Annotated in this window: 18 protein-coding genes and 1 pseudogene; 12 read left to right on the top strand and 7 right to left on the bottom strand. The window is 42.3% G+C overall.

Features of this window, described 5'->3' with window-relative positions; translation table 11 throughout:
* Positions 1-845 precede the first annotated feature (845 nt).
* Positions 846-3,023, bottom strand: a complete 2,178-nt coding sequence (priA, locus tag NSTCB13_RS09105) for a primosomal protein N' (RefSeq protein ID WP_448272068.1) — start codon at positions 3,021-3,023, stop codon at positions 846-848.
* Between the two features lie 25 nt (positions 3,024-3,048).
* Positions 3,049-3,558: a primosomal protein N' family DNA-binding protein gene (locus NSTCB13_RS09100; protein WP_448272067.1), complete on the bottom strand. Its 510-nt coding sequence runs from the start codon at positions 3,556-3,558 to the stop codon at positions 3,049-3,051.
* Positions 3,559-4,366: 808 nt separating this feature from the next.
* Here NSTCB13_RS09100 and NSTCB13_RS09095 point away from each other — a divergent pair.
* Both NSTCB13_RS09095 and NSTCB13_RS09090 read left to right on the top strand, forming a co-directional pair.
* Positions 4,367-5,536, top strand: coding sequence for an RpoD/SigA family RNA polymerase sigma factor (locus NSTCB13_RS09095; RefSeq protein ID WP_445629257.1), 1,170 nt, complete (start codon positions 4,367-4,369; stop codon positions 5,534-5,536).
* Positions 5,537-5,699: 163 nt separating this feature from the next.
* Positions 5,700-6,224, top strand: a complete 525-nt coding sequence (locus NSTCB13_RS09090) for a GNAT family N-acetyltransferase (RefSeq protein WP_445629256.1) — start codon at positions 5,700-5,702, stop codon at positions 6,222-6,224.
* A gap of 378 nt (positions 6,225-6,602) precedes the next feature.
* Here NSTCB13_RS09090 and NSTCB13_RS09085 read toward each other — a convergent pair whose 3' ends face one another.
* Entirely contained in the window at positions 6,603-12,221 is a 5,619-nt protein-coding gene (locus tag NSTCB13_RS09085) for an ATP-binding sensor histidine kinase (protein ID WP_448272066.1), read from the bottom strand.
* A gap of 868 nt (positions 12,222-13,089) precedes the next feature.
* On the opposite strand from NSTCB13_RS09085, the gene petJ reads away from it, so the two are divergent.
* On the top strand, positions 13,090-13,425 hold the full coding sequence (gene petJ / locus NSTCB13_RS09080) for a cytochrome c6 PetJ (RefSeq protein WP_322670045.1): 336 nt from the start codon (positions 13,090-13,092) through the stop codon (positions 13,423-13,425).
* Between the two features lie 176 nt (positions 13,426-13,601).
* Complete coding sequence (locus NSTCB13_RS09075) at positions 13,602-14,525, top strand: tetratricopeptide repeat protein (protein ID WP_448272065.1); 924 nt, start codon at positions 13,602-13,604, stop codon at positions 14,523-14,525.
* Positions 14,526-14,536: 11 nt separating this feature from the next.
* Here the strand turns inward: NSTCB13_RS09075 and NSTCB13_RS09070 are convergent, their stop codons facing one another.
* Positions 14,537-15,181 (bottom strand): Uma2 family endonuclease, encoded by a 645-nt coding sequence (locus tag NSTCB13_RS09070; RefSeq protein WP_448272064.1) that lies wholly within the window; start codon positions 15,179-15,181, stop codon positions 14,537-14,539.
* A gap of 343 nt (positions 15,182-15,524) precedes the next feature.
* On the opposite strand from NSTCB13_RS09070, the gene NSTCB13_RS09065 reads away from it, so the two are divergent.
* Positions 15,525-16,376, top strand: coding sequence for a hypothetical protein (locus tag NSTCB13_RS09065; protein ID WP_448272063.1), 852 nt, complete (start codon positions 15,525-15,527; stop codon positions 16,374-16,376).
* Between the two features lie 12 nt (positions 16,377-16,388).
* Positions 16,389-16,943 carry a hypothetical protein gene (locus NSTCB13_RS09060; protein ID WP_448272062.1) on the top strand — a complete coding sequence of 185 codons (555 nt, stop codon included), beginning with the start codon at positions 16,389-16,391 and terminating at the stop codon, positions 16,941-16,943.
* Between the two features lie 68 nt (positions 16,944-17,011).
* Here NSTCB13_RS09060 and glgX read toward each other — a convergent pair.
* Positions 17,012-19,139 (bottom strand): annotated as a pseudogene (gene glgX / locus NSTCB13_RS09055) (glycogen debranching protein GlgX).
* Between the two features lie 538 nt (positions 19,140-19,677).
* Here glgX and NSTCB13_RS09050 point away from each other — a divergent pair.
* On the top strand, positions 19,678-21,774 hold the full coding sequence (locus NSTCB13_RS09050; RefSeq protein WP_448272061.1) for a TonB-dependent receptor plug domain-containing protein: 2,097 nt from the start codon (positions 19,678-19,680) through the stop codon (positions 21,772-21,774).
* Between the two features lie 52 nt (positions 21,775-21,826).
* Here NSTCB13_RS09050 and NSTCB13_RS09045 read toward each other — a convergent pair whose 3' ends face one another.
* Positions 21,827-22,234: a hypothetical protein gene (locus tag NSTCB13_RS09045; RefSeq protein WP_445629248.1), complete on the bottom strand. Its 408-nt coding sequence runs from the start codon at positions 22,232-22,234 to the stop codon at positions 21,827-21,829.
* Between the two features lie 165 nt (positions 22,235-22,399).
* On the opposite strand from NSTCB13_RS09045, the gene NSTCB13_RS09040 reads away from it, so the two are divergent.
* Positions 22,400-22,696 carry a hypothetical protein gene (locus NSTCB13_RS09040; RefSeq protein ID WP_322669940.1) on the top strand — a complete coding sequence of 99 codons (297 nt, stop codon included), beginning with the start codon at positions 22,400-22,402 and terminating at the stop codon, positions 22,694-22,696.
* Between the two features lie 203 nt (positions 22,697-22,899).
* Here the strand turns inward: NSTCB13_RS09040 and NSTCB13_RS09035 are convergent, their stop codons facing one another.
* Positions 22,900-23,883: an AraC family transcriptional regulator gene (locus NSTCB13_RS09035; RefSeq protein WP_448269358.1), complete on the bottom strand. Its 984-nt coding sequence runs from the start codon at positions 23,881-23,883 to the stop codon at positions 22,900-22,902.
* Positions 23,884-24,185: 302 nt separating this feature from the next.
* On the opposite strand from NSTCB13_RS09035, the gene NSTCB13_RS09030 reads away from it, so the two are divergent.
* From NSTCB13_RS09030 to NSTCB13_RS09015, 4 genes are all read left to right on the top strand, one after another.
* Entirely contained in the window at positions 24,186-24,587 is a 402-nt protein-coding gene (locus NSTCB13_RS09030; RefSeq protein ID WP_448272060.1) for a (R)-mandelonitrile lyase, read from the top strand.
* Positions 24,588-24,889: 302 nt separating this feature from the next.
* Complete coding sequence (locus NSTCB13_RS09025) at positions 24,890-25,666, top strand: SDR family oxidoreductase (RefSeq protein WP_448272059.1); 777 nt, start codon at positions 24,890-24,892, stop codon at positions 25,664-25,666.
* On the top strand, positions 25,623-25,853 hold the full coding sequence (locus tag NSTCB13_RS09020; RefSeq protein ID WP_448272058.1) for a hypothetical protein: 231 nt from the start codon (positions 25,623-25,625) through the stop codon (positions 25,851-25,853). Before NSTCB13_RS09025 ends, NSTCB13_RS09020 begins: the two co-directional genes overlap by 44 nt.
* A 16-nt stretch (positions 25,854-25,869) precedes the next feature.
* Positions 25,870-26,928 carry an NAD(P)-dependent alcohol dehydrogenase gene (locus tag NSTCB13_RS09015; RefSeq protein WP_448272057.1) on the top strand — a complete coding sequence of 353 codons (1,059 nt, stop codon included), beginning with the start codon at positions 25,870-25,872 and terminating at the stop codon, positions 26,926-26,928.
* Positions 26,929-26,931: the final 3 nt, after the last annotated feature.

The following is a 26,931-nucleotide window of genomic DNA, read 5'->3' as shown; positions in this document are numbered from 1 at the left end:
CTCATTTCTCCCGAATGTATAAAAAGTATTTATTAAATACTTTTTATACATCAATACTGAACTTGTTTTTCAGAGAATTATAAGGGAACTTTCTAATGCCTCAACTTGGCAAAGTATGATTACGTAAAAAGCAATAAATCTTCAAAATTATTACCGTAAACCAACCTTGATATCATGTCCGCCTAATTAGTTACAATTCCCGCATTTATGCAAAAATCAGGAAACCCTTTTTCCCCCTACCCCTGCCGTCTTAATGATAAGTCTTTAACCAGATACGATATGAATTGCTGCTGGCAGAGTTCATTTCTATCTGTGCTGTTAATACAAAACTAATATCAGGCTAGTTGATGTTTTTAATATCTATAGTTTGGGGAGCCAGCAAGGGCGATAGTGCAGCGTCAAGCCTTCTCTTCTCCCAAAAGGAGGCGCTAGGCGTAGCTTGCTTCTCTGTAAGGGTACGCCAGCACAGCAACTCTTAAAGATGCTACCGCGAAATCTGGGGTTTTCCGACAATCAAGCAAGTGGCCTTTGAAAAACAAAACCCAAGATTTTATCCATATTTATGTTGTGTTTAACAATAGTGAAACCCAATACGAACATGGAGATATTTGATTATTAAGTAATCAGTCGAACATGATATAAGTTTGACAGTAAATCAGGAAAAATTTTTCAATATCTATACTTACCTTTGTAATAAGATGATATTCTAATTCACTCATCTATCTGAAGGTGGATTATGCAGAGATTAACTCAATTACTAAGCAAATCAGCTTTATTTATCAGTGCGCAACTGGGTGGGGTAGTAATTTACGATGTCTACGACGGGCTACGCCTACGCATAACGATCACATAATATTTAACGGGTCTACATCAATAGTTAAACTTACAGATGAAGGACAAAGAGATCGCACTTCTTCCCAATCTGGTAATCGCGGTAAGGCATCGGGGGCAAATTTAATCAATATCTGCCAGCGATAACGATTAGCTACTCGTAAAATACTCGCTGGTGCTGGACCCAATATCTCGAATTCTTCTTCTGTACTCAAGGCTGTAGCAATAACTTGCGCCGTATTTTGTACTTGAATCGGGTCGAGACTACTTAAACGCAACAAAATTAACCGCCCATAAGGGGGATAATTGAGTGCTTGGCGTTGTTCCAATTCAGCTTGAGAGAAAGATTGATAATCGTGCGATCGCACTGCTGCAATTACCTGATGCTCTGTAGTATAAGTCTGCACAATCACTCTACCGGGATCTTCACCTCTACCAGCACGTCCAGCGACTTGAGTCAAGGTTTGAAACGCTCGTTCGCTGGCGCGATAATCTGATAAATTTAGTAATCCATCGGCGGCGACAACACCCACAAGTGTCACCTGTGGTAAATCCAAACCTTTGGTAAGCATTTGCGTACCGACTAATAAATCTGCTTCGCCGTTGGCAAACTGCGTGAGTAGGGTACGATGGGAGCCTTTATTGCGAGTAGTATCGCTATCAAAACGAATCAAGCGCAACTCTGGGAACTGCCTTGCTAGTTCCTGCGTGACTCGTTGAGTACCGCTACCGAAAAATTTCAGATAAGGGGAACTACAATCAGGGCAAAATTTGGGGTGCGATCGCGCATAGTTACAATAATGACACCGCAATAATTCCGGCGCTTTTTCTTCGGTGTGGTGATACGCCAGCGACACATCACAGTGCGGACATTCCAACACATATCCACAACTGCGGCAAGATACAAAAGTACTGTGTCCCCGGCGATGGATAAATAAAATTCCCTGTTGTTTTCTTTCTTGCAACTCTTCTAAAGCTGCTTGCAGCGATCTACTAAATATAGAACGATTTCCCTGCTGCAACTCTAGCCGCATATCGACAATTTCCACCGGCGGTAAAGGGCGGGAGTTGATGCGCTCAGGCAAACTTAAGTAATGAGTGCTGAAATGAGTGCTGAGTGCTGAGTGCTGAGTGCTGAGTGAGGAGTTAGGAGTTGGGAGTGAGGAGTCAGGAGTCAGGAGTGAGGAGTGAGGAGTTAGGAATTCTTCCCCTGCTCCCCTGCTCCTCTGCTCCCCTGCTCCTCTGCTCCCCTGTCTGCTCACGCTTACCCAAGTTTCCAACGAAGGCGTAGCGGAACCCAACACCAAGGGGCAATTTTCTAATTCGGCTCGCCACTGGGCAACGGTGCGGGCGTGGTAGGTGGGTATGGGGGAATCTTGTTTAAAGCTGCTATCGTGTTCTTCATCTAAAATAATTAAACCCAAGTTGGGCAAAGGGGCGAAAACAGCGCTACGAGTACCAATGATAACTTGGGGTTCTCCTGCGAGCATTTGTCGCCAAGTGTCGTAACGCTCACCATCTGAAAGGGCGCTGTGATAAACGCTGACTTTATTACCAAAACGAGCGCGAAAACGATCGGTTAGCTGGGGTGTAAGTCCAATTTCTGGGACTAAAACCAGGGCAGATTTACCTTGATTGAGGAGAGGTGCGATCGCTTGCAAATATACTTCGGTTTTTCCCGAACCTGTCACCCCATGCAATAAAACTTGAGCAAATCCATTTAATGTCTGGATTGTCGCTAAGGCGCTAGCTTGAGCAGTAGTTAAAGATTTAGCACCATCGCCTACTAAAGTTGGGCCTTGTTCGGTTCGCAATACTTCCCGTTCTTCGATGACGATGTAACCTTTTTCTTCTAGCCCTTTCAGGGTAGGAGTAGTTGTTTTACAAATCTGTAAGAACTCATTTAACCATAACTCACCACCACGCCGTCGCAGCACTTCTAAAATCTCTCGTTGGCGAGTAGTTAACTCTTGGTCAATTGTACCTGTAAGCGTAACTGCTTTTTGCAACTTGGGTCGAGTTAGTCGTGGTGGTTCTAAGTAGCTTTCTACTAAACCAAATCGCAATAATTCCCGAATTCCCCGATAAGCAGATTTGACTTTTTGTTGCAGGTAAATAAAACTGTAGTCCCCCGTCGGCTGCCCTTGCAAAAGTTCCCAAACTTGCCGCGCAGTTGGAGTCAAAAAAGCCAAAGCATCGGCAGATGCCAGTAAATAACTACTCCCCCCTACCCCCTGCCCCCTGCTCCCTGCTCCCTGCTCCCTGACCCCCTGCCCCCTGCCCCCCTGCCCCTCTGCCTCTTACAAGGCGGATACGACGCTGCGATCGCCCCAGTAATCCTGGCGGCAGAGCAACCCGGATTACTTGAATCAGGGGCGTATAGTAATATGCAGCAACTCGGTTGAGTAATTCCCAGTAAGCACTTGGGAAAAATCCAACGCTGACTATATCTTCTACTTCCCGGATTTTTTCTAGTGGTAAATCGATATTGGGTTGTGCCAGTAATCGAATCGCGATCGCTCCTAATTGTTGCGCCCCAAATGGCACGCTCAAAATATCCCCTGGTTTTATTTCTAACTGGGCTGGCAATCGATAAGTAAATAGTCCTGTACTTCCTGGACAGTTTACCAATACTTCAACCCACCGATTAACAGTTTCACCTGACTTATATGATTCACTTGGTTCACTCACCACTAAAGGAGATAAATTTATGTCATTAATATACATAGTTGCTGATTTTATAATTAAATATTTTCTTCACATAGCTGGTCAAAATCAACCTAGCTAACTAAACTTTAGTTTTTCGCTTTCTTAAATTTAAATGGTATTTCTCAATACTGTTATCCTTCATAATACTTGATAATTTGCCTCTTATGTAATCTACTAGACAAATTCGTATCAACTATATATGCAATAAATATTTGGTGCCCACTATACAAATAAAAGCATGTCGGCTATTGCTGCAACAGTTACTCTATCTACTAAATATGGAGTAGCCTTTTTCCGCCTATCGGTAGATATTCAACCCTTTCTGTATATGAGATGCTTTTATACAAAGTAATATCGGATCAAAATTAAGCTCTTAATCTTGTAATTTCGATCGTGTAGGTAACTGCAAATTAAATCAAGAATGCGCAAAGCCATTAATAGGTCTTCCTTTTATACAGCAGTGGACTCCAGCGCCGAAAATATTATAAATATTTAGAAAAATATATGAAAGTTTAAGGAATTTGGATGATTAGCTGGAATTTTTATATTTGTTAAGGTTGAGAAAGTTTGAGGGGGTTTGACATATTTGATAATTCAGAAAAAAATGAAGAATATATCTGTTGGGAATCTAAAAAAAAGCTTTATTGAGTGCTAAGGTCAGTTTCGTTATAGGTTATATCTAACTGTAACCTATAAGATACTAGGTAGATGCCGATTTTTATTTCTGTAGACAAATTCGCATCAGCCTATATTTCGCTATTTTTTACGGGTGCATCGTCCATTAGGGAAAACTACCAAGCCTCAAACGAGTAGGTGTAAATGAATTATGTACCAAACAAAGCAACAATCCCTAAAGGAAAATATGAATATTGTTGAATTGGGAAAAATGGAAATACTGGAGAATGCTGCTGATATCGAAGAACCATCACTCGATAGTTTAAATGCAGTGGCAGAAGAATCTCCAATTGTAGTAGAAAATCTGGAATCGGACGAACGCGATGGAGATGACATGGCGGCGGCTCGTCCTTCAGGATACAACAAAACCGAACATGATGATGCTGTTGGCGCATTTTTTAAAGAAATGGCGCGTTATCCACTCTTAAAAGCTGATGAAGAAGTCGAGTTAGCACGGCGAGTCAGGTTTATAGAGGAATTTAGAGAAATACAAGCGGCTTTAGAGTTAAAACTGGAACATGAAGCTAGCAAATTAGAAGTGGCTTCCGAGTTAGGGATGACAGAAAAGCAACTAGAAAATCGCTTGTATCAAGGGAGAGTCGCCAAACGCAAAATGATTCGCTCGAACTTGAGATTGGTAGTGTCTATCGCCAAGCGATATTTAAATCGGGGAGTGCCTTTTCTAGATTTAATTCAAGAAGGAGCAATGGGTTTAAATCGCGCTACAGAAAAATTCGATCCCGATAAAGGATATAAGTTTTCTACTTACGCCTATTGGTGGATTAGACAAGCAATTACCAGAGCAATAGCTAACGATGCGCGGACAATTCGGCTACCGATTCATATTGTTGAAAAGCTTAACAAGCTAAAAAAAGCTCAACGAGAACTCAAACAAAAACTCTGTCGTAATCCTACCGAAGGTGAAATGGCAGAATATTTGGAGATTAGCGTGCAACAACTACGTCAGCTACAACAGCTACGACGACAAGCACTTTCTCTCAACCACCGCGTTGGTAAAGAAGAAGACACGGAATTGATGGATTTGTTAGAAGATGAAGATAACTTGTCTCCTGAAGCAAAAATGAATGAAAACATGATGCGTCAGGAGATTTGGGATGTTTTGGGTGATGTGTTAACTCCACGAGAGAAAGATGTGATTTCTCTGCGTTATGGTTTGACAACCAGCGAACCATGTACTTTAGAAGAAGTTGGCAATATGTTCAATCTTTCTCGCGAGCGAGTGCGTCAAATTCAAAGCAAAGCCATGCGGAAATTGCGCCGTCCTCACATAGCTAAACGCTTAAAAGGTTGGTTGATTTAATTTCATTGCTCAAGATAGAGATGCAATCTGGAACTTAATTAGCTTTGCAATTCGCAAAAATCGGGCGTTTTATAGCGTTTTTCGGCTCTTATTTAGTTAATACTCAAAAAAAATTCCCCAGTTGCCTATAGACTATAGACTATAAACTATGGACTATAGACGAATGACTTCGGATAGCAATTTGATTGTGCGTTTTGCCCAAGCAGCCGATTGCAGCGTATTGTTTAAATTAATTGAGGGACTTGCAAAATATGAAAAATTATCTCACGCTGTTACTGGCAATGCTCTAGCACTTCAAGAGCATCTATTTGGTTCGCAAAGGTATATAGAGGCAATATTAGCGGAATCTGCGGGTCAAGCTGTTGGTTTTGCGCTGTTTTTTCATAATTATTCAACATTTCTGACTAAGCCGGGAATTTATCTGGAAGATTTATTTGTTTTACCAGAATATCGTAGGCAAGGTATTGGTAAGGCTCTGTTGACTAAAGTGGCTCAGATAGCCGTAGAACGTGATTGTGGGCGATTAGAGTGGAGTGTCTTAGATTGGAACGAGTCAGCCCAAGCATTTTACCGTAGTATGGGAGCCTCTATATTAGATGATTGGCGAATTTGTCGTGTTACAGAAGATGCGCTTACTCAGTTAGGGTCTGTTAAATTTTTATCAGGGAAAACGCACCTTATTTCCTAATAAAAACTAATAATATATAACGTGAGTTCGATGAACCTCTCCCGGACAACCTCCCTCTCCCACCGGTCAAGGGAGGAGCAACAAGAAATTAGGTTTTTGGCTCCCCTCTCCGTGTCAAAGCTACCGTGTATACACAACTCCTAAAAACCTAGCTTGATAAGACTTTCCTCGTTCCCAGTCTTCGACTGGGAATGCATTCATTGAGTCTCTGACTCAATATTATGACTGGAGGCAGAGCCTCAACGAGGAGCATTCCCATGCAGAGCATGAGAACGAGACAAACGAAATTAGAGTTTTGGCTCTGCTTTTTGTGTCAAAGAGGGGTTGGGGGAGAGGTCAAAAAAGGGCTTGTCGAACTCACGTTAATCATAGAACTTTTCACTTTATTGAATTTAACGGTATATAGACGGAAAACTCTGCTCCTTTTCCTAGCTCCGAGATTACACTTAGTCTTCCTCCATGTTTTTCTACAATAGAGTAGCTAATCGATAATCCTAAGCCTGTTCCTGTGCCAATAGGCTTTGTTGTGAAAAATGGGTCAAATAAATGCTGTTTCACCTTTTCAGACATACCAGACCCATTATCTGCAATTTGAATGGTTATTGTATCAGCCTCAGTCATTTTGGTACGAATTTCGATGGTGGGAATTTTTGTTTGTGTATGTTCAGTTGTGAATAATGAATCTAATGCATCAATAGCATTGCTAAGAATATTCATAAATACTTGATTGATCTGACTAGCGTAGCAATTTACTTCAGGCAGTTGGGCATATTCCTTAATCACATTAATTGCAGGGCGGTATGTTTTCTCTTCTAGACGGTGCTGTAAAATTAACAAGGTGCTATCAATACCTTCATGAAGATTGACAGTTTTCATTTCAGCCTCATCCAGGCGCGAGAAATTGCGGAGAGAAAGAACAATCTGGCGGATGCGATCTGCTCCTATTTTCATTGATTGCAGTAATTTTTGAAGGTCAGATTTGAGGAAGCTTAAATCTACGGCCTCTAGTTCTTCTTGAATCTCAGCAAATGGTTGAGGATAGTAGTGTTGATACAGATCGACCAAGTGCAGCAAATTTTGACAATATTCATTGGTATAGGTGACGTTGCCATAGATAAAGTTAATCGGGTTGTTAATTTCGTGAGCGATACCTGCCACCATTTGCCCCAATGAAGACATTTTTTCAGTTTGAATTAGTTGGCTTTGGGTGTGTTGCAGTTGTTCTAAAGTTTCCGAGAGATGCTGATTTTTATCATTCAACTCAAAAGTTCTCTGCTCTACCTTTTGCTCCAAGGTATGGCTGTAATCCTCTAGTTGGGCTTTTGCTACAGCGAGATTGTTATACAACATGGCATTTTGCAGCGAGATGGCAGCTTGTGCTGTAAGCAGCCGCAAAACTTCAAGACGGTTTTGGGTAAAGGCTCCAGTCGTCAAACTGTTTTCTAGGTATAGGATGCCAACGATCTGGCCACGATTGTGAATAGGCGTACATAGCAAGCTTTTAGGTTGCCATTGAATAATGTAGGGATCTTTGGCAAAAGTGGTTTCTTTGCGGGCATCATCTAGCACTAAGGTTTCGGAAGTACGCGATACATAGTTCACCACCGTTTTAGGAATATCCTGACTGGCTGAAAGAGGCAATGAGTGCAGATTTCCCCCAAGGCTTTCATACAAAGGCATACGCTCCTCTTCGACGATCGCTTTGCTGTTTCTCTGAGCTGCAACCACCCAATTATCCTCTTGAAGCAGCAAGAGTACTGATTTTTCAGCTCCGGCGTTTTCGCTTACAACCTGCATCAAGGTTGTCAACAGCTTTTCTAACTCAATTTCTCCAGCCAGTGCATGAGAGGCTTTGATCGCCGTTACTAAATCTAAGGCTTCAGTCCCCCCACTAGTACTAGTGTGTGTGAATCCGATTGTAGTGGTGAGGCTAAAGTCTGTAGAAGCATTTTCCTCCTCCTGAAAACTCGTCGAAGCCAAGAATTGAGGATATTGGCTCTCCAACTGTTTAACTTTGGCTACAGCTCCCCATTTTAGGTAACTGTAATAGGCATTCATCAAGTAAATTTGAGCGATACCTTCCGTGGACTTTCCTGGGGAACGGTACGCGTAGCTTGCTTCTACAAAGTGGTACGCCAATGCTTCTTTGTGCCATTCCAAGTAAAATCGGGCAGCCAATTCATTGGCGAGGGCAACTTCTTGAATGTATCCATTGACTTTTGCCCCTGCGATCGCGCGATCGTAAAGATCCACAGCCTGCGCCATCAGTCCCAACACTCGGCATTCTTCGGCTTTTACTAGTTCAAATTTGTGCAAATAATTCATGGGTGCGTGGTGCGCCCATGTCTTCATTTTTTCCTGGTTTTCTCTCACCCGCTCCAGTAATATTTCTCGGCGATCGGCCGTAGCTGTAGAATATTCTGCTAGAGCCGTTAGTGAATCATAAAAATAAAATATCGGCACAGTAGCATAGCCCGTGCCTGCAACTAGATAAACTCTAGCTTGAGTGGCTGTCTCCACTGCTTGCGAGATGTTTTCAAACAAATAGCAGAGAATTAACTTGTGTAGCCAGAAGTAGTGAGGCCCCATCAAGTCATTCGCATTATGCATTTGAGTCAAAAATTTTGCTTCATCAAGTACCTCACCTGTTAAAATACAGGGATTTTCAGCCTTGCCGAGCAAATTCAAAACTGTTTGCCAAAAGACACGGCAGTAATTGAGAACCATGTCTTGCCTAAAATTTTCCAAAACATGACAGTAAGCCCGGATATCTTCTTCTAACGATTTCAGTTCTCGCCCCAAAAAATAAGAATACTGACAGATGTCTTTCGTATTGAAGGCAACGTAGTATACATTTCTAGTTTCCAGAGCAATTTTGTAGCCCTCCAGTATCAGCTGTAAGGATTTTTGTAGTGGAGACTTCAAATAAGTGATAAAAGCACCCGTAACATAAAACACATTAGGTTTAATGTCGCTAATATTAAATTTGTCAGTTAGTGCCAAAGCCAGGTTGCCAAAGAGATAGGCTTTTTCAATATCTTGAAGAATTCCATTTAACAGAATGCCATAGGCGGCATAACATAAGGCAGAAAATGGAGCATTGCCATACTGAATTGATGCTTTGACTTGTGACAGGATGATTAGGGGAAACAGATTTGGCTCGGCGGTATAAACGGCTGGAGCAACATTTGCCACAATTCGGTTAACAGCCAGCTTGTCTTTTGCCGTCATCAGGGGTAAGTCAACTAAGGAAGCAATATCACGCCCGTTAATTAAGGCAGCAGTTTCCTGAAGGGCTTGCTGAATATCTTCGGGGGTAGATATTTCAGGAAAAACCACGCCGAACAGACTCATTCCCTGGCGAGCGATCGCGATCGCGCCCAGTACATTATTTTGAGTTGTATACGCCTGGATTTTGGTTTCGTAAATGCTGATTCGATCTAGTGGAGTTTTGGCTTGCTGCATTACTGTTTGAGCCAATTGCTCCATTTGTTCGTGGGCACCACAAAGGTAAGCAGCCTCGGCGGCTGATTCGTGCAATGCTAAAGCCAATTCATACTGAGTTTGCCAACAGTCGGATCTCAATAAACCAATCCCGCTAGTTAAATACTCAATTGCTACCTGGTAAGATGTAGTAGATTTAGCTTTTTTTCCTGCCAGTAGGTTAAGTTGTGCCAGTCGATCGCGATCGGGCACAGATCCAATCAGTTCTCTGCCAAGATTCAATTGGTTGACAATTTCAAAAATCAGCAATTCTTGATCAGTTTCCGGGGTATTACTTAACAGCAATTGACCAATCTTCAGGTGAGTTGCTGGTTTTTGATTCGCTGGAATTAGTGAATAAGCGGCTTGTTGAATGCGATCGTGGAGAAATTTGTAGGTAATATTTATCGATCCGCGATCGTTTGTCAAATCATCTATAACAACAGACTCATCCTGAAAGAATGTATACCCTTCACCACTGGGCAAAATTAATCCATCCTTGAGAGCTGGCCATAAATCTACTGCGGTTTGGGCTGGAGATTTTTCATAGACAATCGATAGGGTTTCTAAATCAAACTGATTGCCAACACAGGCGGCCAGTTTGAGAACATCCTGAGTCTGCGATCGCAATTTTTGGAGTTGCAGCACCACAAACTCCACAATATCTTCTGTAAAAGAAAGCGCCCGGATTTGAGCAAGATTGCACTGCCAATCGCCTGTTTTGCTGGCAAAGGCGATCAGTCCATCTTCATGCAGCGATTTGAGAAACTGGTTAGTGAAAAATGGATTACCTTTAGTCTTTTGATACACCAAATTGGCGATCGCAATTGCTTGTTCTGCTGAATATTTCAGCGTATCTGCAATCAGTTGATTTAGGTCGGCTTCGGTAAGGGCAGAAAGGACAATGCTGCTAATTGTAATCGCCTCTTGACGCATCTCCTCAATGGTCAACATCAAGGGATGTGCAGAAGAAACCTCATTATCTCGATATGCTCCAATCACTAGTAAATAAGAGTTATTGGCTTCACTCATCAACAGATGCATCAGTTTTAAAGAAGCCAAATCTGCCCACTGTAAATCATCGAGGAAAATGACCAGGGGATGTTCTTGAGTTGTGAATACTTGAATGAATTTTTGAAATAGCAAATTGAAGCGGCTTTGGACAGCAGTACCCGATAATTCTGGGACAGAGGGCTGTTTGCCAATGATTCGTTCGAGTTCTGGAATCACCTCAATAATCACTTGACCACTTTCACCCAATGTAGATAAAATTTGGGTCTTCCACTGGTTAATTTGAGCATCACTCTCTGTCAGCAGTTGTGCCATTAAGTCCCGGAATGCTTGCACCAAAGCAAAAAAGGGAATATTACGATTAAATTGATCGAATTTGCCTTTGATAAAATATCCACGCTGACGGGCGATTGGTTTGTGAACTTCGTTGACAATTGCCGTTTTCCCAATACCAGAGGAACCTGCCACCAGGATGATTTCAGAAGTTCCTTGGCGCACCCGTTCAAAGGTTGCTAGTAGCATTGCCACTTCTGCTTCCCGGCCATAGAGTTTTTCGGGAATCGTAAAGCGATCGCAAACGTCCCTATGCCCTAGCTGAAATGGGATAATATTTCCACTCTCCTGCAATTGTTCCAAACAAATTTGCAGATCGTGCTTTAGCCCTAATGCATTCTGATAGCGGTCTTCAGCATTCTTCGCCATCAGTTTCATGACGATATCACAGAGAATTTGGGGAATCTCTTCTCTATCTCCTAAAAGTGGTGGTTGTTTCGCTATGTGACAATGCACCAATTCCATCAAATCATCGGATTGAAATGGTAATTGCCCAGTTAAGAGTTCATAGAAAGTGACTCCGAGAGAATAGAAGTCAGTGCGATAATCAATTCCCCGATTCATTCGTCCGGTTTGTTCGGGGGAGATATAGGCGAGGGTTCCTTCTAAAACAGTCGGGCTGGTTGAAAGTTGGTTAACTCTTGGTAGCAGTGAAGCAATGCTAAAGTCAATGAGTTTAACCTCCTTTGTAGTCGGATTTATCAGGATATTGGCGGGTTTGATATCCTTGTGGATAACTTGGTGATGGTAGAGATCGGCCAGGATATCGGCAAGTGCGATCGCAATCTGTAAAAACTCGCTCAAAAACTCAGGACAAAAGTGTGAGATATTTTCCTCACTTGTTATATTTCTGAATCCCTGTCTCCAAGCGTCAGCATACTCCTTCAAAGAAATTCCGCCAAAGTCTTCTAAGATCAGGGCGGGTCGATTATGAAAATTTTCCAGGTTATAGATCCGAACAACCCCAGGAACATTTAAGATTTTCGTAATTGTGTACTGATTCTTGAATTGAGCCAACTCAATCAGACTTGGATAAGAACTTTTAAGAAGTTTGATCACAACAGCAGTTTGATCAGTCTCTCGCAAAGCTCGGTAAACCAGAGTGCGACTGCTGGTGTAAATTCTCTCACCAATTCGATAGCCGGGAACATCGACTCGATTCTCTAGCATAAAAGTTGCTATTGGATAACCTAAGTTTATTTTTCCCTGATTAACTCGAATTATCGCAATTCATTAGTAAAAATTGAGAAACCCGATCGAGCTAAATCAACCGACTATAGTTGAATCTATCCCCTTAATCTTAGAGGATATTTGAAAAGTATTGGTAACTTCTAAGCCTCGGAAACTTAACCTTTCTACCCCATTCCCTACAAGTAAATGTGGGTTAAATGAGGGTTTAAAAGCCTCTGTTTGCTTGTCTGATGATAGGCTGACACCAATGGAGAAAGGAATGGAAGCGGGATTTCTGGCATACTTTACGATTTTTTAAACATCCTCTAAGGGATTTGCACAAAAAATAAATTTGGGTTCTTGCAGTAGTTTTATGGTTATCAATAGAGTTTACTAAATTTTCATAATTATAATTTAGCGATCTAGGACTCCTATTTGATAAAGTCAGTACGATCTATGCCTTCTTTACTATTCCCTGTTCGCTGCCCATGCAAGTAAATTCAGTAATCAAACTGGATTACTATATCAATACGTAAAATATAAGTTGTTAAAAATTTAATGATTATAAAATATACTTAAATAACCCCAGGTTTATAATCTTTAGTATCGCATGGTGAAATTTTAAAAACACTTCCTGCAAACTATTGTAAGTGGCGGTTGGTTACGGATATCTTAATCATGGAGTGGGGAATCAACGCAGAATTCTTCATGATGCAATTACAGAGGTAATTGAAAATTTTTATTAAGCAAAATTTAAAAAATTTTTGGGCTAAGTTTGACAGCTTGTCATTTGACTATGGCAGCGGCTCAACTGACAATTATGGAGGATATTGCACCGAATAAGCCGTTATTGCAGAGAGAACACGAAATGAAAAAAATGATTACAGTCATACTGTTAGGCATAGCAATCTTCACATTTGCCTTCAGTAGTCCAGCATTGGCAGCAGATGCTGCTAGTGGAGCTAAAGTATTTAGTGCCAATTGTGCCTCTTGTCACGCAGGAGGAAAGAATCTGGTTCAAGCTGACAAAAACCTGAAAAAGGAGGCTTTGCAAAAGAATGGTTTGTACTCAGCAGAGGCGATTATCTCCCAGGTTACAAAAGGTAAAAATGCCATGCCCGCTTTCGGCAAACGTTTGAAGTCTAACCAAATTGAAGATGTAGCGGCTTATGTGCTTTCACAAGCAGATAATGGTTGGAAGTAGACTAAAATCTAACTTCAAAAATTAGCAATTAGCGGGGCTTTCTGTCCCGCTAATCTTAGAGTTGCCGCAATTATCAAACAGGATGGATATACCAATTTAGGATTTTGGATTAATAGTCTTTATAAAAAGACTGTTCCAAAAATATCAAATAATACTACCTATCCTCATTTGGTATTATGAGTAATTTCTGGCGATTATTTTTCAGTATAATTATTGCTTTTCCTCTCACTTTTTTGACTTTACCTGCACATTCTTCACCCATTTTAATTACCCAAATTACAGCGGGTGATTTCTTAGAGTTGGGTGTAGATAAGATGCGGCGCGGTGATTATCAGGAAGCAATAGAGAATTTTAATCAGGCGATTGGACTTGAGAAAGATTTGGCTGTAGCTTATAGCGATCGCTGTCTTGCTTATCTCCAATTACAAGATTACCATCAAGCTGTTACAGATTGTACGCAAGCGATAAATTTTGCACCGGATAACTTTGAGGCTTATCTGAACCGGGGAGTAGCACACTACAGACAAGGAGATTATGCTGCTGCCATTGTCGATCATAACCGAGCGATCGCACTTAAACCATCCGATTTTCGAGCCTATTACAACCGAGGTTTAGCCCGTGCTGGCGATGGGAAAGACTCAAAGGCAATTCTTGACTTTAATTTAGCCCTAACTCAAATTCCTCGAATCAGTAGCTTATTGCTTGCAGATATCTATAATGACCGAGGTTTAGCACATTTTGTCTTGCAAGATATCCAAGCTGCGATGCTCGACTTTAATCTAGCAATTCGCCTCAATGCTAATGATTATAGAGCTTACTTTAACCGAGGTTGTGCTTACGGACGAAACGGAGATAACTTTGGTGCAGTGCGTGATTTTTCCCAAGTCATCAGACTTAACCCCAGTAATGCCCAGGCTTACGTTAATCGGGGAGTAGCTCAGTATCGCTTAGGATATCACTTAGGAGCTATATCTGATTTACAAAAAGCATCTGAGTACTTTGAAAACCAAGGAAAAAAAGTTGCTTACGAAAAAACTCTAGATTTACTGAAGAGTTTGCGAGAACAAATTTCCTTTGCAACGGAAATCGCTCTTTTCTAACACTATTAGGGCTATACAGGGTATCCACCAGCTTGAAAAATCTGTTCGGCGGTTAAGTTTAATTCGGGGAAAAGAGGTGAGATAATGCGTTGTTTACCGCCGCAGGCATCGCTACCTTGAAACTGACTGACTTGGTATTCTCCCTCAATTAAAGTGTAGAGAGATACAGTTGGTTGTTTAGGATTGCCAATAAATCGCCTACCGCCTAAAGCAGCATAGTCTACAATCCAGTATTCGGGTATACCTACAGCCTCATAATCAGCAGCTTTTTTTAAATAATCATCACGCCAATTGCTACTCACTACCTCAACTACTAAAGGTATTGATTCCGCTTGACTTACAGTAGATTCTTTTTTCCACAGGGGTTCGTTTACTAAATTGGGGCGATTTAATATCAGCACATCTGGTGAGTAAGCAGATTCATTTTCAGGCGGTTTGACTAATACTGTTTTGGGTATGAAGTAGGGTAGATTTAAACGAATACACTCTCTAGTAATTTCAAAGGCTAAAAATCCAACTACCTCTTCATGGTTGCCTGTAGGTTGCGGCATCTCAACTATTACTCGATCATGCAATTCATAACGTTTTCCTGTGTTGTCAGGATATTTAGCAACGAATTCATCGAATGTAACTACTTTGCGTAAGGCTTGAATCATAAATTATTGCCATTCGTCTCAATGCTAACGATTATAGAACGTACTTTAACCGGGGTTGTGCTTGCAAAAAAAACAGAGATAACTTTGGTACGAAGGTTTGAGGTTTATTCCCCTTCATCTTTTGGAGCCTAGCTTACTTATGAAGCGCAATCTCTCTAGCTCTTGAAAATCGCACGTCTGGAAATTTAAACGCCTAAGACAGAATAAAACATATCTCAATCTAGAGTCAGATCATATTACTAGTAGAACCCAGATCACACTTCAATAAGTTCATCTCGACTAAACTAAATATTTATACTTCAGTATAACAAATACTAGTCCTATAGAAACTTAAATTATACCAATGAAAAGAGGCGATCGCAGAGATTCTAATTATGACAACGCTGTTAATAATCCTCGCTCACGGCAGAAAGAACCAGCTTCTCCTCGTGAGCTTCAACAGCTATTAATGACTGTTCGTGCCCAACGCGATGAAGCACAACAACGTGCGAAAGAAAATCAGGAAGCTGCATCCCAACTGGTTCATGTTCGGCAAAAGATTGAAACTTACCAAATTGAAGCTAATGAGCTAAAAGAGCAAGTTACTCAAAACTATCGCTTTTATATTGATGAGCAGGAAAATCATCAAAAGACGCTCTACCTTTACAACGAAGAAAAAGCAAAAATATCCCAGCTAGTTCATGTTCATCAGCGAGAGATTCTAACTTATCAACTCGAAGCTAATGAACTAAAAGAGCAAGTCACTCAAAATTATCGCTTCTATATTGATGAGCAACAAAGTCATCAACAGACGCTCTGTATCTACAATGAAGAAAAAGCAAAAGCAACTGAATTGCTTACCAAATATGAGTCAGTAAACTCAGAACGACAAATGTATTTGACCTTATACAATGAGGCTAAAGCAGAACTCAAGCATGAGCGTCGTTCCAAAGCTAGCATTAAGGGATGGGAAACTCGCCGGAAAGCCGAGAATGAAAAATTAAAACGAGAAATTGCCCAGATGGTTGTGCTAGTGCGTGACTCTTTAGCAAGTAAGGATGAAGCAGTAAATAGTCTTTACGTTGTTGCAGAGCGTATGGATAGAATTCAATCTTTAGTTGATTCGGTGGAAGAAGAAACAACTAATAATCCTATAGGTGTAGTACAAAAATTTAAACGTATCTGGCTGGCAATTAAAGACATACTTGCTGAATAAACAAGCATACTCATGAACAAAAAATTACTACCTACCACGCAAAAACAAAGTAAAGCGAGGCTGGGAGATCAAATTCGCAATATTGCCGATCGCCTTAAACAAGAGACTGATGTACAGATAACAGCAACTTCTCGAATTTTAAGCGCTGCTGCTCAAATTGCCGAAAATCATGACCAACTTATTAATGAAGTAGTTGATATGGTTGAGTCAGACCTTAATATAGACAAACAGGTATCTCAGAAGCATATTTACACTATTGATATTCTGAAGCAACAATTTAAAACATTACGGGATGCAAAGGCTCATTTTAATATCAAAGTTAGTAGTTGGGAATCACTAGTTAATAAATTAAATGCTACATCTTGCCAAACAACCATAATACAGAATAACTCTCAATCAAATCAGGATTTTGTAGAAACCAATATAATAAATGGTGAATATAATTTTCATAAGATTGAAAAATTGACAGTTTTTTTAGAACCTGATGTCGCCCAAATGTTTCCCAATTCGGAAGCAGTAAATGAAGCTTTGCGTTTCCTAATTAGAGTTACAAGTAAAAATGGTTAAAGTCTTTTATCAACTGTATAGAAAAAAGATATTTTCTATACAGTTGACCATTTTTTCTCTTCATACTGCTAACTAATAAGGCGTAACACCATTAGAGAGCGATCTGTAACTGGTACAGTTTGAGAATCTGAAACTAATTTTCCTCGGTCTAAAAAGCGAGGTTCATTAGTGTCAATTACTATCTCCCATACCTTTTCTTTAAATTCATTAGGCAAAGCAAAGTCAATTAACTCGTAGTGAGCGTTAAAAAATACTAGAAAACTTTCATCAATAATCCGCTCACCACGATCGCCTGGAGTAGCAATTCCCTGCCCATTCAAAAAAATCTCCATTACTTTGGCATAACTAACTAGCCACTGCTGCTCAGTCATTTCACTGCCATCAGAATTAAACCAAGCAATATCATTAATACCTAAACCGTGAATGGGGCGGCCTTGAAACCACTTACGCCGCCGGAATACTGGATGCTGATGGCGAAAATTAATTAGTTCGCGTGTAAAGTCTAGTAAATCCGAGTTCGCTTTATGCAAATCCCAATGTCGCCAAGAAATTTCATTGTCTTGGCAGTAAACATTATTATTTCCCTTTTGACTACAGCCAATTTCATCCCCCTCTAATAGCATTGGGACACCTTGAGATAGCATTAGGGTTGCTAAAAAGTTTCGTCGTTGCCGTTCGCGCAAACGCAGTACTTCTGGATCGTCGGTTTCGCCTTCTACACCACAATTCCAGGATCTATTATGGCTTTCACCATCTCTATTATCTTCCCCGTTTGCCTCATTATGCTTTTCGTTATAGCTGACTAAATCATTTAACGTGAAACCATCATGAGCAGTGATGAAATTAATACTTGCATTTGGGTTGCGCCCGTTGGTTTGATAGAGGTCAGGGCTACCGGTAAAACAGTAAGCAAATTGTCCTAAACTATCATCTACACCACGCCAAAAATCTCTAACTGTATCCCGATATCTACCATTCCACTCAGACCCAACGCAGTGGAAAGTTCCCGACTTGATAGCCTCCTTCTCCTAAGTCCCAAGGTTCAGCAATCAGCTTCACATCTGCCAAGATTGGGTCTTGATGAATAATATCAAAGAAAGCTGATAGGTTATCTACTTCATATAATTCCCGCGCCAGCGCTGAGGCTAAATCAAAGCGGAAGCCATCTACATGCATTTCTGTTACCCAATAGCGCAGGCTATCCATGATTAACTTCAGAACTTGAGCATGACGCACATTCAGAGAGTTACCGCAGCCTGTAAAGTCCATGTAGTAACGAGGATCGTCCTTTACCAAACGGTAATATACAGAATTATCAATACCTCGCAAAGATAGCGTTGGCCCGAAATGATTTCCTTCGCCAGTGTGGTTGTAGACTACATCTAAGATCACTTCAATTCCGGCAAAATGTAGTGCCTTGACCATTTGCTTGAATTCAGTGACTTGTTCTCCTCTAGTACCACTAGCACTGTAACTAGAATAAGGGGCAAAATAATTGATGGAATCGTAGCCCCAGTAATTGCTTAATCCTTTATCTTCTAAATGTCCCGGATGAGATAGAAAATGATGTACTGGCATCAACTCAACCGCTGTAATGCCTAATTGCAGTAAGTGTTGAATTGCAGCCGGATGGGCCAAACCTGCATAAGTACCGCGTAATTCTTCTGGAATATCTGGATGTAGTTTAGTAAAACCTTTGACGTGAGTTTCATAAATAACAGTTCTATACCAAGGTGTAGTAAGCAGTTTATCGCCTTCCCAATCAAAAGATTGATCGACCACTACACATTTGGGCATTAATTTGGCATCATCTAGTTCAGAAAAAACTAAGTCTTTTTCCTCAGCGTCTAGAGAGTAGCCAAAGACAGCTGGATCGTTACTAAATTCACCGTCAATTGCCTTGGCGTAGGGGTCAATTAATAGTTTGTTGGGATTAAATCGATGACCTACTTCCGGTGCCCACATCCCATGTACTCTAAACCCATACTTTTGACCTGGGGCAACTCCAGGTAAGTAACCATGCCAAACAAAATTGTTTTTTTCTGTCAAAGGCAAGCGGATTTCTTCGTCATCGTTATCAAATAAACAAAGCTCTACCCCTGTTGCATTTTCCGAAAATAAAGCAAAGTTTGTTCCTTTACCATCCCAAGTTGCACCTAAAGGATATACATTCCCCGGCCATAAAGCTACATACATAAGTAAATCTTGAATATTAGTTTTTCGACAAATATTATTGATTTCAACTTTTTTGAATCATTAGTTAAAATCTAAGAGTTACTAAGAATTCTTTAGAATCAATAACATTTAAATTTAACTTAAAAATAATATTATTTACTCTATCATTAGTAATAAAATCTCTATTCCTTAAGTTGGAAAAATTAAGGTAGAGGGTAACAGACTGAAGGAAAACTGCGCTGTTTGCGACACGCTGCGCAATCTGCTTCAGTAAAGCGATGCTTGCGTTAGGATGCGCTAACGCTAAAAAATAAGGGTTTTAAACCCTCACTGTTGCCACAGCTTCCTGCAAGGTGGCTGTTTACATGGCTCCAAATCATCTAGGTCAAATCCCCTTCTACCTTATTTAAATGCGATCGCTCTAGAGTTTAACACATAGTAAATTGACAAATAGTCTCATCCACTCTGTAGAAATATGACAGCGTGTCTTTTGACACGATTTTACTATTACAGCAACAATGCTACGTAGTGACTGTTTTTACTTGGTGTGAAAGAGAACGTGAAAAAGGATTTTTTGTTGCTAACAGTTGCTTTACCGAGTTTACTGATAGCGTCTCCTAGTTATGCGGTTGAGAGTGAAATTGAGCAGAGAAATACTAATAAATCAACCGAAGTTATTTCAGATATTCCGAGTTTGAGTGAAATTGAGCTACCCGCCACTAATGCCGAATTATTATCTCAACAATCTGTACCGATTGAAGTTAATCCAGAAGAAACTCAACCAGAAACAGAGCAAACTCCGAGCGATGATGCAGACATTTCTATAGAAGCGATCGCAGAACCAGACAACCTACCCCAATCTACTCCAACTTACGTAATCGATCGAGAAGAAATTAAAAAGCAGGGTGCTGCAAGTTTAGCAGATATTTTGAAAAGAATGCCTGGTTTTGCAATTAATGATGTCGGTCATGGTGCAGATATTCACACAGGTACATACTACCGGGGAGCCTCAATTAATCAATCTGTATTTTTGATTAATGGTAGACAAATTAACACTAATATCAACACTTATCATGGTGGAACTGATTTAAATAGTATTCCTGTAGAGGCGATTGAACGAGTGGAATTATATAGCGGCACAGCCTCCGCTTTATTTGGTTCCTCAGCCTTTGGAGGAGTTGTGAATATTATCACCAAGGAAGGTTATGGCAAACCGAAATTCAATGCTAGTGCAGAATTTGGCTCATTGAGTTTAAATAATCAACAAGTGACTTATGGTGGTTCATCCAATAATGTCAAGTACAACTTTAGCTTTGAAAGATTCTTTACAGATAACCGTTACCGCGTCCCTGTAGGTGCAGCAAATCGTGACGAACAGGGATTTTTATTTAATGCAGACACAGCTACAAGTACCTATTTTGGTAGCATTGGAGTAGATTTAGATCGTAAAAATTCTTTGAATTTAGATGTTACTGCACTCAGCAGTCGTCGCGGTTTAATTTATTTCGGTTTCCCTCTCCAAAGAGATAGATTAGACCACGATGGTTTAAATGTTGGCTTATCTTGGAAAACTCGACTAGGTAATGGCGAAAGCTCTAACCTAACAACCTCAATTGGTTATAACCAAGATTATTTTAGCACTTACGGCCCTACAGGATCGTTTTACCGTACAGGAGCTTTAGATACTCAACAACTTACAGCCAGGGTAGATCATGAGTGGAAAATTACTGCCAATAATAAATTGCGTTGGGGATTAGATTTAAAAAACACCGACTTAACCGGTGATGTTTTGAGTACGAATCCTATTGCTATTGCCAATAACGAAACTGAAAATAGGAGTTTGTTCAATACAGCTTTGTTCGCTGTCAATACTTGGAATATTAGCGATAATTTTCTGATAGATTTAGGGCTAAGACAAAGCTTTGATAGCCAATTTGGAAATTATCTCAATCCTAGTGTTGGGTTACGTTATGCCGTCACGCCAATAGTAGCAGTGCGTGGAAGTTGGGCAGGAGGACAACGCAATCCTGGGTTGGATCAGTTGTATGTTTATGATACAGTTCATGGTTGGGCACCTAATCCTGATTTAAGACCAGAAATTGGCTCAACTTGGACTGCGGGAGTCGATGTTAATTTTTCTCAAAATCTGATTGGACAGTTTACTTACTTTGGTAGTAGTATAGGCGATCGCTTGGGAGTCATCGCTGGAAAATGGGCAAACATTGGATTAGTAGATACCAATGGTTTAGAAGCAGCATTGCAATTAAAAATTGCCACTGGCTGGTCAACTTTCCTCAACTATACTTACACAGATGCTCAAATAAAAACAGGGGCAGAGAGAGGTTTACAATTAGGTTTGATTCCCTACTCTGTACTGCAAACTGGTGTGGGTTATCAAAATTCCGGTTGGCAAGCTAACTTATATGTTACCTACAATAGTGGCGCTCGCAGATCCATCTTCGTTAACCCTACTGACAAGCCTACAGATTTTGCACCGTCTTTCGTGAATTTAGATTTGAGCGGGCGTATACCTCTAACTAGCAATTTAGGACTAACAGTTTACTTAGAAAATCTACTGGATGAGCAATATGAGCGAGTTAATCGCATATATAGCCCTGGATTTACTTTTCGTCTGGGTTTAAACGCCAATTTTTAGGTATTCAATGTAGAAGGTTGCAGTTACAACTTTTCTACATTGAATTGCATTACTATTTGCTGGCAGAGAAATTATATTCTCCAAGACTACCACCAATACCATTGCTCAAGAAAGCTGAAAAAGATCCTCCGATTCGCAGGGTAGAACCGGTTTGTGAGAGATTACCTTGATAGTACTGATAAGGAAAGTTACTAGAAGACTTACGCACAAAAGCAATACGTCCCGAACTAGGGCAATAAAAGCCTTCAATCGCATTCCCAAAGATGCTTCCAGAGATGGGTTTGCAGTTGAGAGCGCTTGCAGGTTGGATGATAACAAGAGAGCCAGAACTTTGATTTCCTACTACAGACCAAGTGCCAGCCACGCTTGTCGGCCAGCCATCAGCATCAGCTGAACTTACCCATGAAAATGTTCCACAACAGACAGCAATAGCTGTATATGTTTTTAAATTATTCTTCATAATTTATTATCGAAAAATTATACAATGGGTTTTATATGTAGCAAAAAAAATATCATCAAGAACGTAAGAATTACTATTAATTTTACAAAAAATTACGAAAATTTACCCAGGTTATAATTATTCGGAAGAAGAATTTTTTATTGTCCTTCAATACAAATAGCTGACATGAGAGCCAAAATTGAAAACAAAATACTTTTTATCCACCACGAAGATTTGCCAGAGTTTAAAAAGGGTGGTTCGGTAGTAAGAAACTCTTATTTTTGGGCATTACGTTCAATAGCTGGTCAAGCTTCACGTTATCGTGATTGGGAATACGAACCGGAGGTTTGGCTAGCGCTTTCACGAATGCTTTTATCGTTTGCTGAATCGGGATATTTGGGTATTAGAGAAACTTTACTAGAGTTTCCCTTATCTCAAGGAGAAATTCCTAATTTGCTGCGAGATGTTTCCACTTGGGAGTAGGGATGTATATGTCATTTTTGTTAATAAATCTTCGCCAGCTTTTGGTTAAAAATGATTAAGATTAGAGATATCAAGCGATCGCCAGAAATATTTGTATCTTTTAATTTGTAATCATCCCTATTGAAATATCTCTTCTACATAAATGCGTAGCTTCTGATTGCAGAGTACGAGCGATCGCTTTTTTGCATTCAAAAATTTTGTCATCATATTGAACTAGCAGTCTCCCTAGCAGTTTCTCGCAGTCGCTCCACATCGCGCATCGGTGGCGCACCAAAGAGCCGCTTGTACTCTCGGTTGAAGTGGGAAGCATCGTCATAACCCACGCGGTAGGCAGCACTGCTAGCATCAAGGTTTTCCCCCAGCATCAGACGGCGAGCTTCCTGGAGCCGCAGTTGCTTCTGGAACTGCAAGGGACTCATGGCAGTGACAGACTTGAAGTGATGGTGGAAGCCCGACACACTCATTCCCATCTCTCGGGCGATGCTTTCAATCTTGATCGGTTCGTTAAAGTCTTTACGAAGTCGCTCGACGGCTCTGGCGATGTGGTAGGTGTAGCCACCGAGAACTGCAATATGGCGGAGCCGATTACCTTGCTCTCCCATCAGGAGTCGGTAAATGATTTCCCGCTTAATCAGTGGTGCGAGAACATGAGCTTCAGCTGGGGAATCTAAAAGCCTGACGAGCCGCACCACAGCGTCCAACAGATTTGCATTCAATGGACTTACATCAATTGCTTTCACATCAACACGGCTGCGTGATGAGGGATACCCTGCCTCGACCATCACTGAGCTAACGAGGGTGGGGTCGAGATCGAGGCGAAGACTAAGGTACGGTTGCGCCTTGGACGCTTCCAGAATTTGGCTGATAATTGGCAGTTCGACCGTAGCAAGCAGATAATGCATCGGGTCGTACTGATAGCGATCGCTACCCAAAAGAACTTCTTTGCTGCCCTGAGCGATCGCACAAAAGGCAGGGATAGAAACACTATGAACGCATTCCGAAGGTGAGGAGGAGCGGTTGAAGTGCAAACCTTTGAGCGGCTCAATTGTCCCATCATGACGAATAGCCTGGGCAATCCGTTCAGTCAGTTCGTCTCTGTTGGCTTGCGCTCTGTTTGCCTCGCGCTTTGCCTGCGGGTCGTTCATTAAATCGCGATCGGACTTTTCACTCGTTTTGGCAGCGTTCATTTCTAAATTTGCAGGATTGTACAACGATCTTAGACGATCGTTTTATTGCTTGTCCTCCAAAATGCCTAAGATAAAGCTAAAGCAATCAAAAACGATTCCGGCTTCTTGCAAGCGTCTGGATTTTTATTCAATAAAAAACTCAGTTTTAATTGGGTAAGGGACTCACCTACTGACAACCAAAACGGCATCAAGGCTAACCTTGCTTCTTAAAAAATCCATCCCTATTGATAGAGAAGCGATAAATGCTCAATTTCTACGATTGGGACAGCCACCGAAATGGCATCAAATGAAGGAATTAAGAAATGGACATCAAAAAAAGTGGCTCACAGCCATCCGCTAAAGGATCGGCTGAGTATTTTACCGGCACTGTCCGCATTGACCCCCTGTTCCAAGCAAACGATCCAGCACGCACGTCTGGAGCCAGTGTCACGTTTGAGCCAGGTGCTAGGACAGCATGGCACACTCACCCGTTAGGACAAACCCTGATCGTCACGGCTGGCTGCGGTTTCGTACAACGCTGGGGTGGAGCGATCGAGCAAATTCGACCGGGGGATGTGGTCTGGTTTGAGCCAGGTGAAAAGCATTGGCATGGCGCTACGGCAACCACAGTGATGACGCACATTGCCATTCAGGAGGCGCTCGACGGCAAGCCTGTGGATTGGCTGGAGCAGGTCAGTAACGAGCAGTACGAAGGAAAGTCTTAATGCTTTTGAAATGGCTTTTTACCAGAAGAGAGTGCTGATTTTAGTCCTCGCCCTGATAATGTCCCTAAGCTACTCAGCCTGCCGTGCCGATAACAGTATACCTGGCAGTGCCTCATCGAAGATGCTGACTGAAATATCAACCCAGCAGGCAAACAGTGTGATGTGGTTCAAATTCCGCCCTTCGTGAAACACTGGCACGGAGCTACATCCACGACAGCGATGACACACATTGCCCTTCAAGAACAGCTTGACGGCAAGAATGTGGACTGGATGGAACAGGTCAGCAACGCAAGGAGTAAAAAATGACAACAAATGAGAATAGAAACTTCACAGGAAAGGTTGCGTTTGTGACCGGAGCAGCGAGCGGCATCGGCCGAACTACGGCGCTGGCGTTTGTCCGTGAGGGTGCCAGCGTGGTGGTTGCTGATGTTTCCGAACAAGGCAATCAAGAAACGGCACGCACGATCGAAGAATTGGGGGGACAAGCGATCGCCGTCAAGTGCGACGTGACGCGGGCTGAGGACGTGAAGGCGGCTCTGGACAAGACCGTTAAGGCTTTCGGGCGGCTGGACTTCGCCTTCAACAACGCGGGCATCGAACCGAGGAAGGCAGCTCCGACTGCAGAGTACGAAGAGGAGGAGTGGAACCGGATTATCGACATCAACCTCCGCGGCGTTTTCCTGTGCATGAAGCATGAGATCCCACCGATCCTCAAGCAGGGAGGCGGCGCGATCGTCAACACATCTTCGGGCGCGGGAATCATCGGCATCAAGGGCAGCCCCGCATACACCGCCGCGAAACATGGCGTAATCGGACTGACCAAGGCGGCGGCCCTCGACTACGCCGCGCAGAATATCCGCATTAACGCCGTCTGTCCTGGCTACATCGACACCCCGATGATGGGTCGCTTCACTGGCGGCACGGACGAAGGGCGCGCGAAGGTGATTGCCCAAGAGCCGATCGGGCGGATGGGCAAACCTGAGGAGATCGCTGCGGCCGTCCTCTGGCTGTGCTCGGACGCAGCTGCCTTCATCGTTGGGCACGCTATGGTCATCGACGGCGGCCAAACGGTGCAGTGATGTTCGTCGCCAACCCGCTCAAACCCTAAACGCACGACAACAAAGTATTGTCGCCACCTTCACCGCCAACGACGATGACTCATATCACCACTCAGGAGGTACTCGACGGCAAGCCTATGGACTGGATGGAAAAGGTCAGCGACGAACAATACTAAAACAGATTCAAGACCGAGTAGATATCTTCTAAATTGGAGCATCAATTTATGTACAACGCCAAAGCTTACTCCGCAGTCAGTGCGACTGCACCGCTCGCTTCCGACACAATCGAGCGACGCGATCCAAGCGATCGCGACGTACAAATCGAAATTCTCTTCTGTGGCATCTGTCACTCCGATCTCCATTCAGTGCGTAACGAGTGGAGCGAATTCATGCCCACGAACTACCCGATTGTCCCCGGTCATGAGATTGTCGGACGTGTCACCCAGGTAGGCTCAGCAGTTACCAAGTATAAGCCCGGCGACCTCGCGGCAGTCGGTTGCTTGGTCGATTCGGATGGTACTTGTCCTAATTGCAAAGCTGGACTTGAGAATTTCTGCCCGAATCTGATCCTCACCTTTAACTCAAAAGACAAGCACCTTGGAGGTGTTACCTACGGCGGCTACTCCGATAGCATTGTCGTTGATGAACGCTTCGTGCTGCGCGTTCCCTCCAACCTCGATCTCGCCGGGGCTGCACCGCTTCTTTGCGCTGGAATCACAACCTATTCACCCATGCGTCACTGGGGCGTCACTGAGGGCAAGAAAGTTGGCGTGGTCGGTCTTGGGGGGCTGGGACACATGGGCGTGAAGTTTGCCCGTGCGTTTGGTGCCCACGTTGTCGTCTTCACTACCTCACCCGACAAGACGGAAGACGCGCTCCGCCTGGGTGCCGATGAAGTGGTCGTCTCCCGCAATGCCGAAGAGATGCAGAAACACGCTGGTAGCTTCGATTTCATCCTCGACACCGTTTCCGCCAAGCATGACATCAACGCTTATCTCAACCTGCTCCACCTCGATGGCAATCTCACCCTAGTCGGCGCTTCCCCGATTCCCCTGGATGTTTCAGCATTTAGCCTGATTATGGCCCGCCGCAATCTCTCTGGCTCAAACATCGGTGGCATTCCCGAAACCCAAGAGATGCTCGACTTTTGCGGCGAACATAACATCACCGCAGATGTCGAAGTTATCCCTATCCAAAAGGTCAACCAAGCCTACGATCGCCTGCTCAAGTCTGATGTGAAATATCGCTTTGTGATTGATATGGCATCCCTGAAATCTGAATAACCA

It is taken from the genome of Nostoc sp. DSM 114160 (assembly GCF_053470305.1).
This window is presented reverse-complemented; position numbering and strand designations above follow the sequence as displayed.

What these genes read in the sequence shown, in the direction of transcription:
- NSTCB13_RS09100 (WP_448272067.1), bottom strand. Translation starts at nt 3,558, where the DNA reads ATGTATATTAATGACATAAATTTATCTCCTTTAGTGGTGAGTGAACCA.
- NSTCB13_RS09095 (WP_445629257.1), top strand. Translation starts at nt 4,367, where the DNA reads ATGTACCAAACAAAGCAACAATCCCTAAAGGAAAATATGAATATTGTT.
- NSTCB13_RS09090 (WP_445629256.1), top strand. Translation starts at nt 5,700, where the DNA reads ATGACTTCGGATAGCAATTTGATTGTGCGTTTTGCCCAAGCAGCCGAT.
- NSTCB13_RS09085 (WP_448272066.1), bottom strand. Translation starts at nt 12,221, where the DNA reads ATGCTAGAGAATCGAGTCGATGTTCCCGGCTATCGAATTGGTGAGAGA.
- petJ (WP_322670045.1), top strand. Translation starts at nt 13,090, where the DNA reads ATGAAAAAAATGATTACAGTCATACTGTTAGGCATAGCAATCTTCACA.
- NSTCB13_RS09075 (WP_448272065.1), top strand. Translation starts at nt 13,602, where the DNA reads ATGAGTAATTTCTGGCGATTATTTTTCAGTATAATTATTGCTTTTCCT.
- NSTCB13_RS09070 (WP_448272064.1), bottom strand. Translation starts at nt 15,181, where the DNA reads ATGATTCAAGCCTTACGCAAAGTAGTTACATTCGATGAATTCGTTGCT.
- NSTCB13_RS09065 (WP_448272063.1), top strand. Translation starts at nt 15,525, where the DNA reads ATGAAAAGAGGCGATCGCAGAGATTCTAATTATGACAACGCTGTTAAT.
- NSTCB13_RS09060 (WP_448272062.1), top strand. Translation starts at nt 16,389, where the DNA reads ATGAACAAAAAATTACTACCTACCACGCAAAAACAAAGTAAAGCGAGG.
- NSTCB13_RS09045 (WP_445629248.1), bottom strand. Translation starts at nt 22,234, where the DNA reads ATGAAGAATAATTTAAAAACATATACAGCTATTGCTGTCTGTTGTGGA.
- NSTCB13_RS09040 (WP_322669940.1), top strand. Translation starts at nt 22,400, where the DNA reads ATGAGAGCCAAAATTGAAAACAAAATACTTTTTATCCACCACGAAGAT.
- NSTCB13_RS09035 (WP_448269358.1), bottom strand. Translation starts at nt 23,883, where the DNA reads ATGAACGCTGCCAAAACGAGTGAAAAGTCCGATCGCGATTTAATGAAC.
- NSTCB13_RS09030 (WP_448272060.1), top strand. Translation starts at nt 24,186, where the DNA reads ATGGACATCAAAAAAAGTGGCTCACAGCCATCCGCTAAAGGATCGGCT.
- NSTCB13_RS09025 (WP_448272059.1), top strand. Translation starts at nt 24,890, where the DNA reads ATGACAACAAATGAGAATAGAAACTTCACAGGAAAGGTTGCGTTTGTG.
- NSTCB13_RS09015 (WP_448272057.1), top strand. Translation starts at nt 25,870, where the DNA reads ATGTACAACGCCAAAGCTTACTCCGCAGTCAGTGCGACTGCACCGCTC.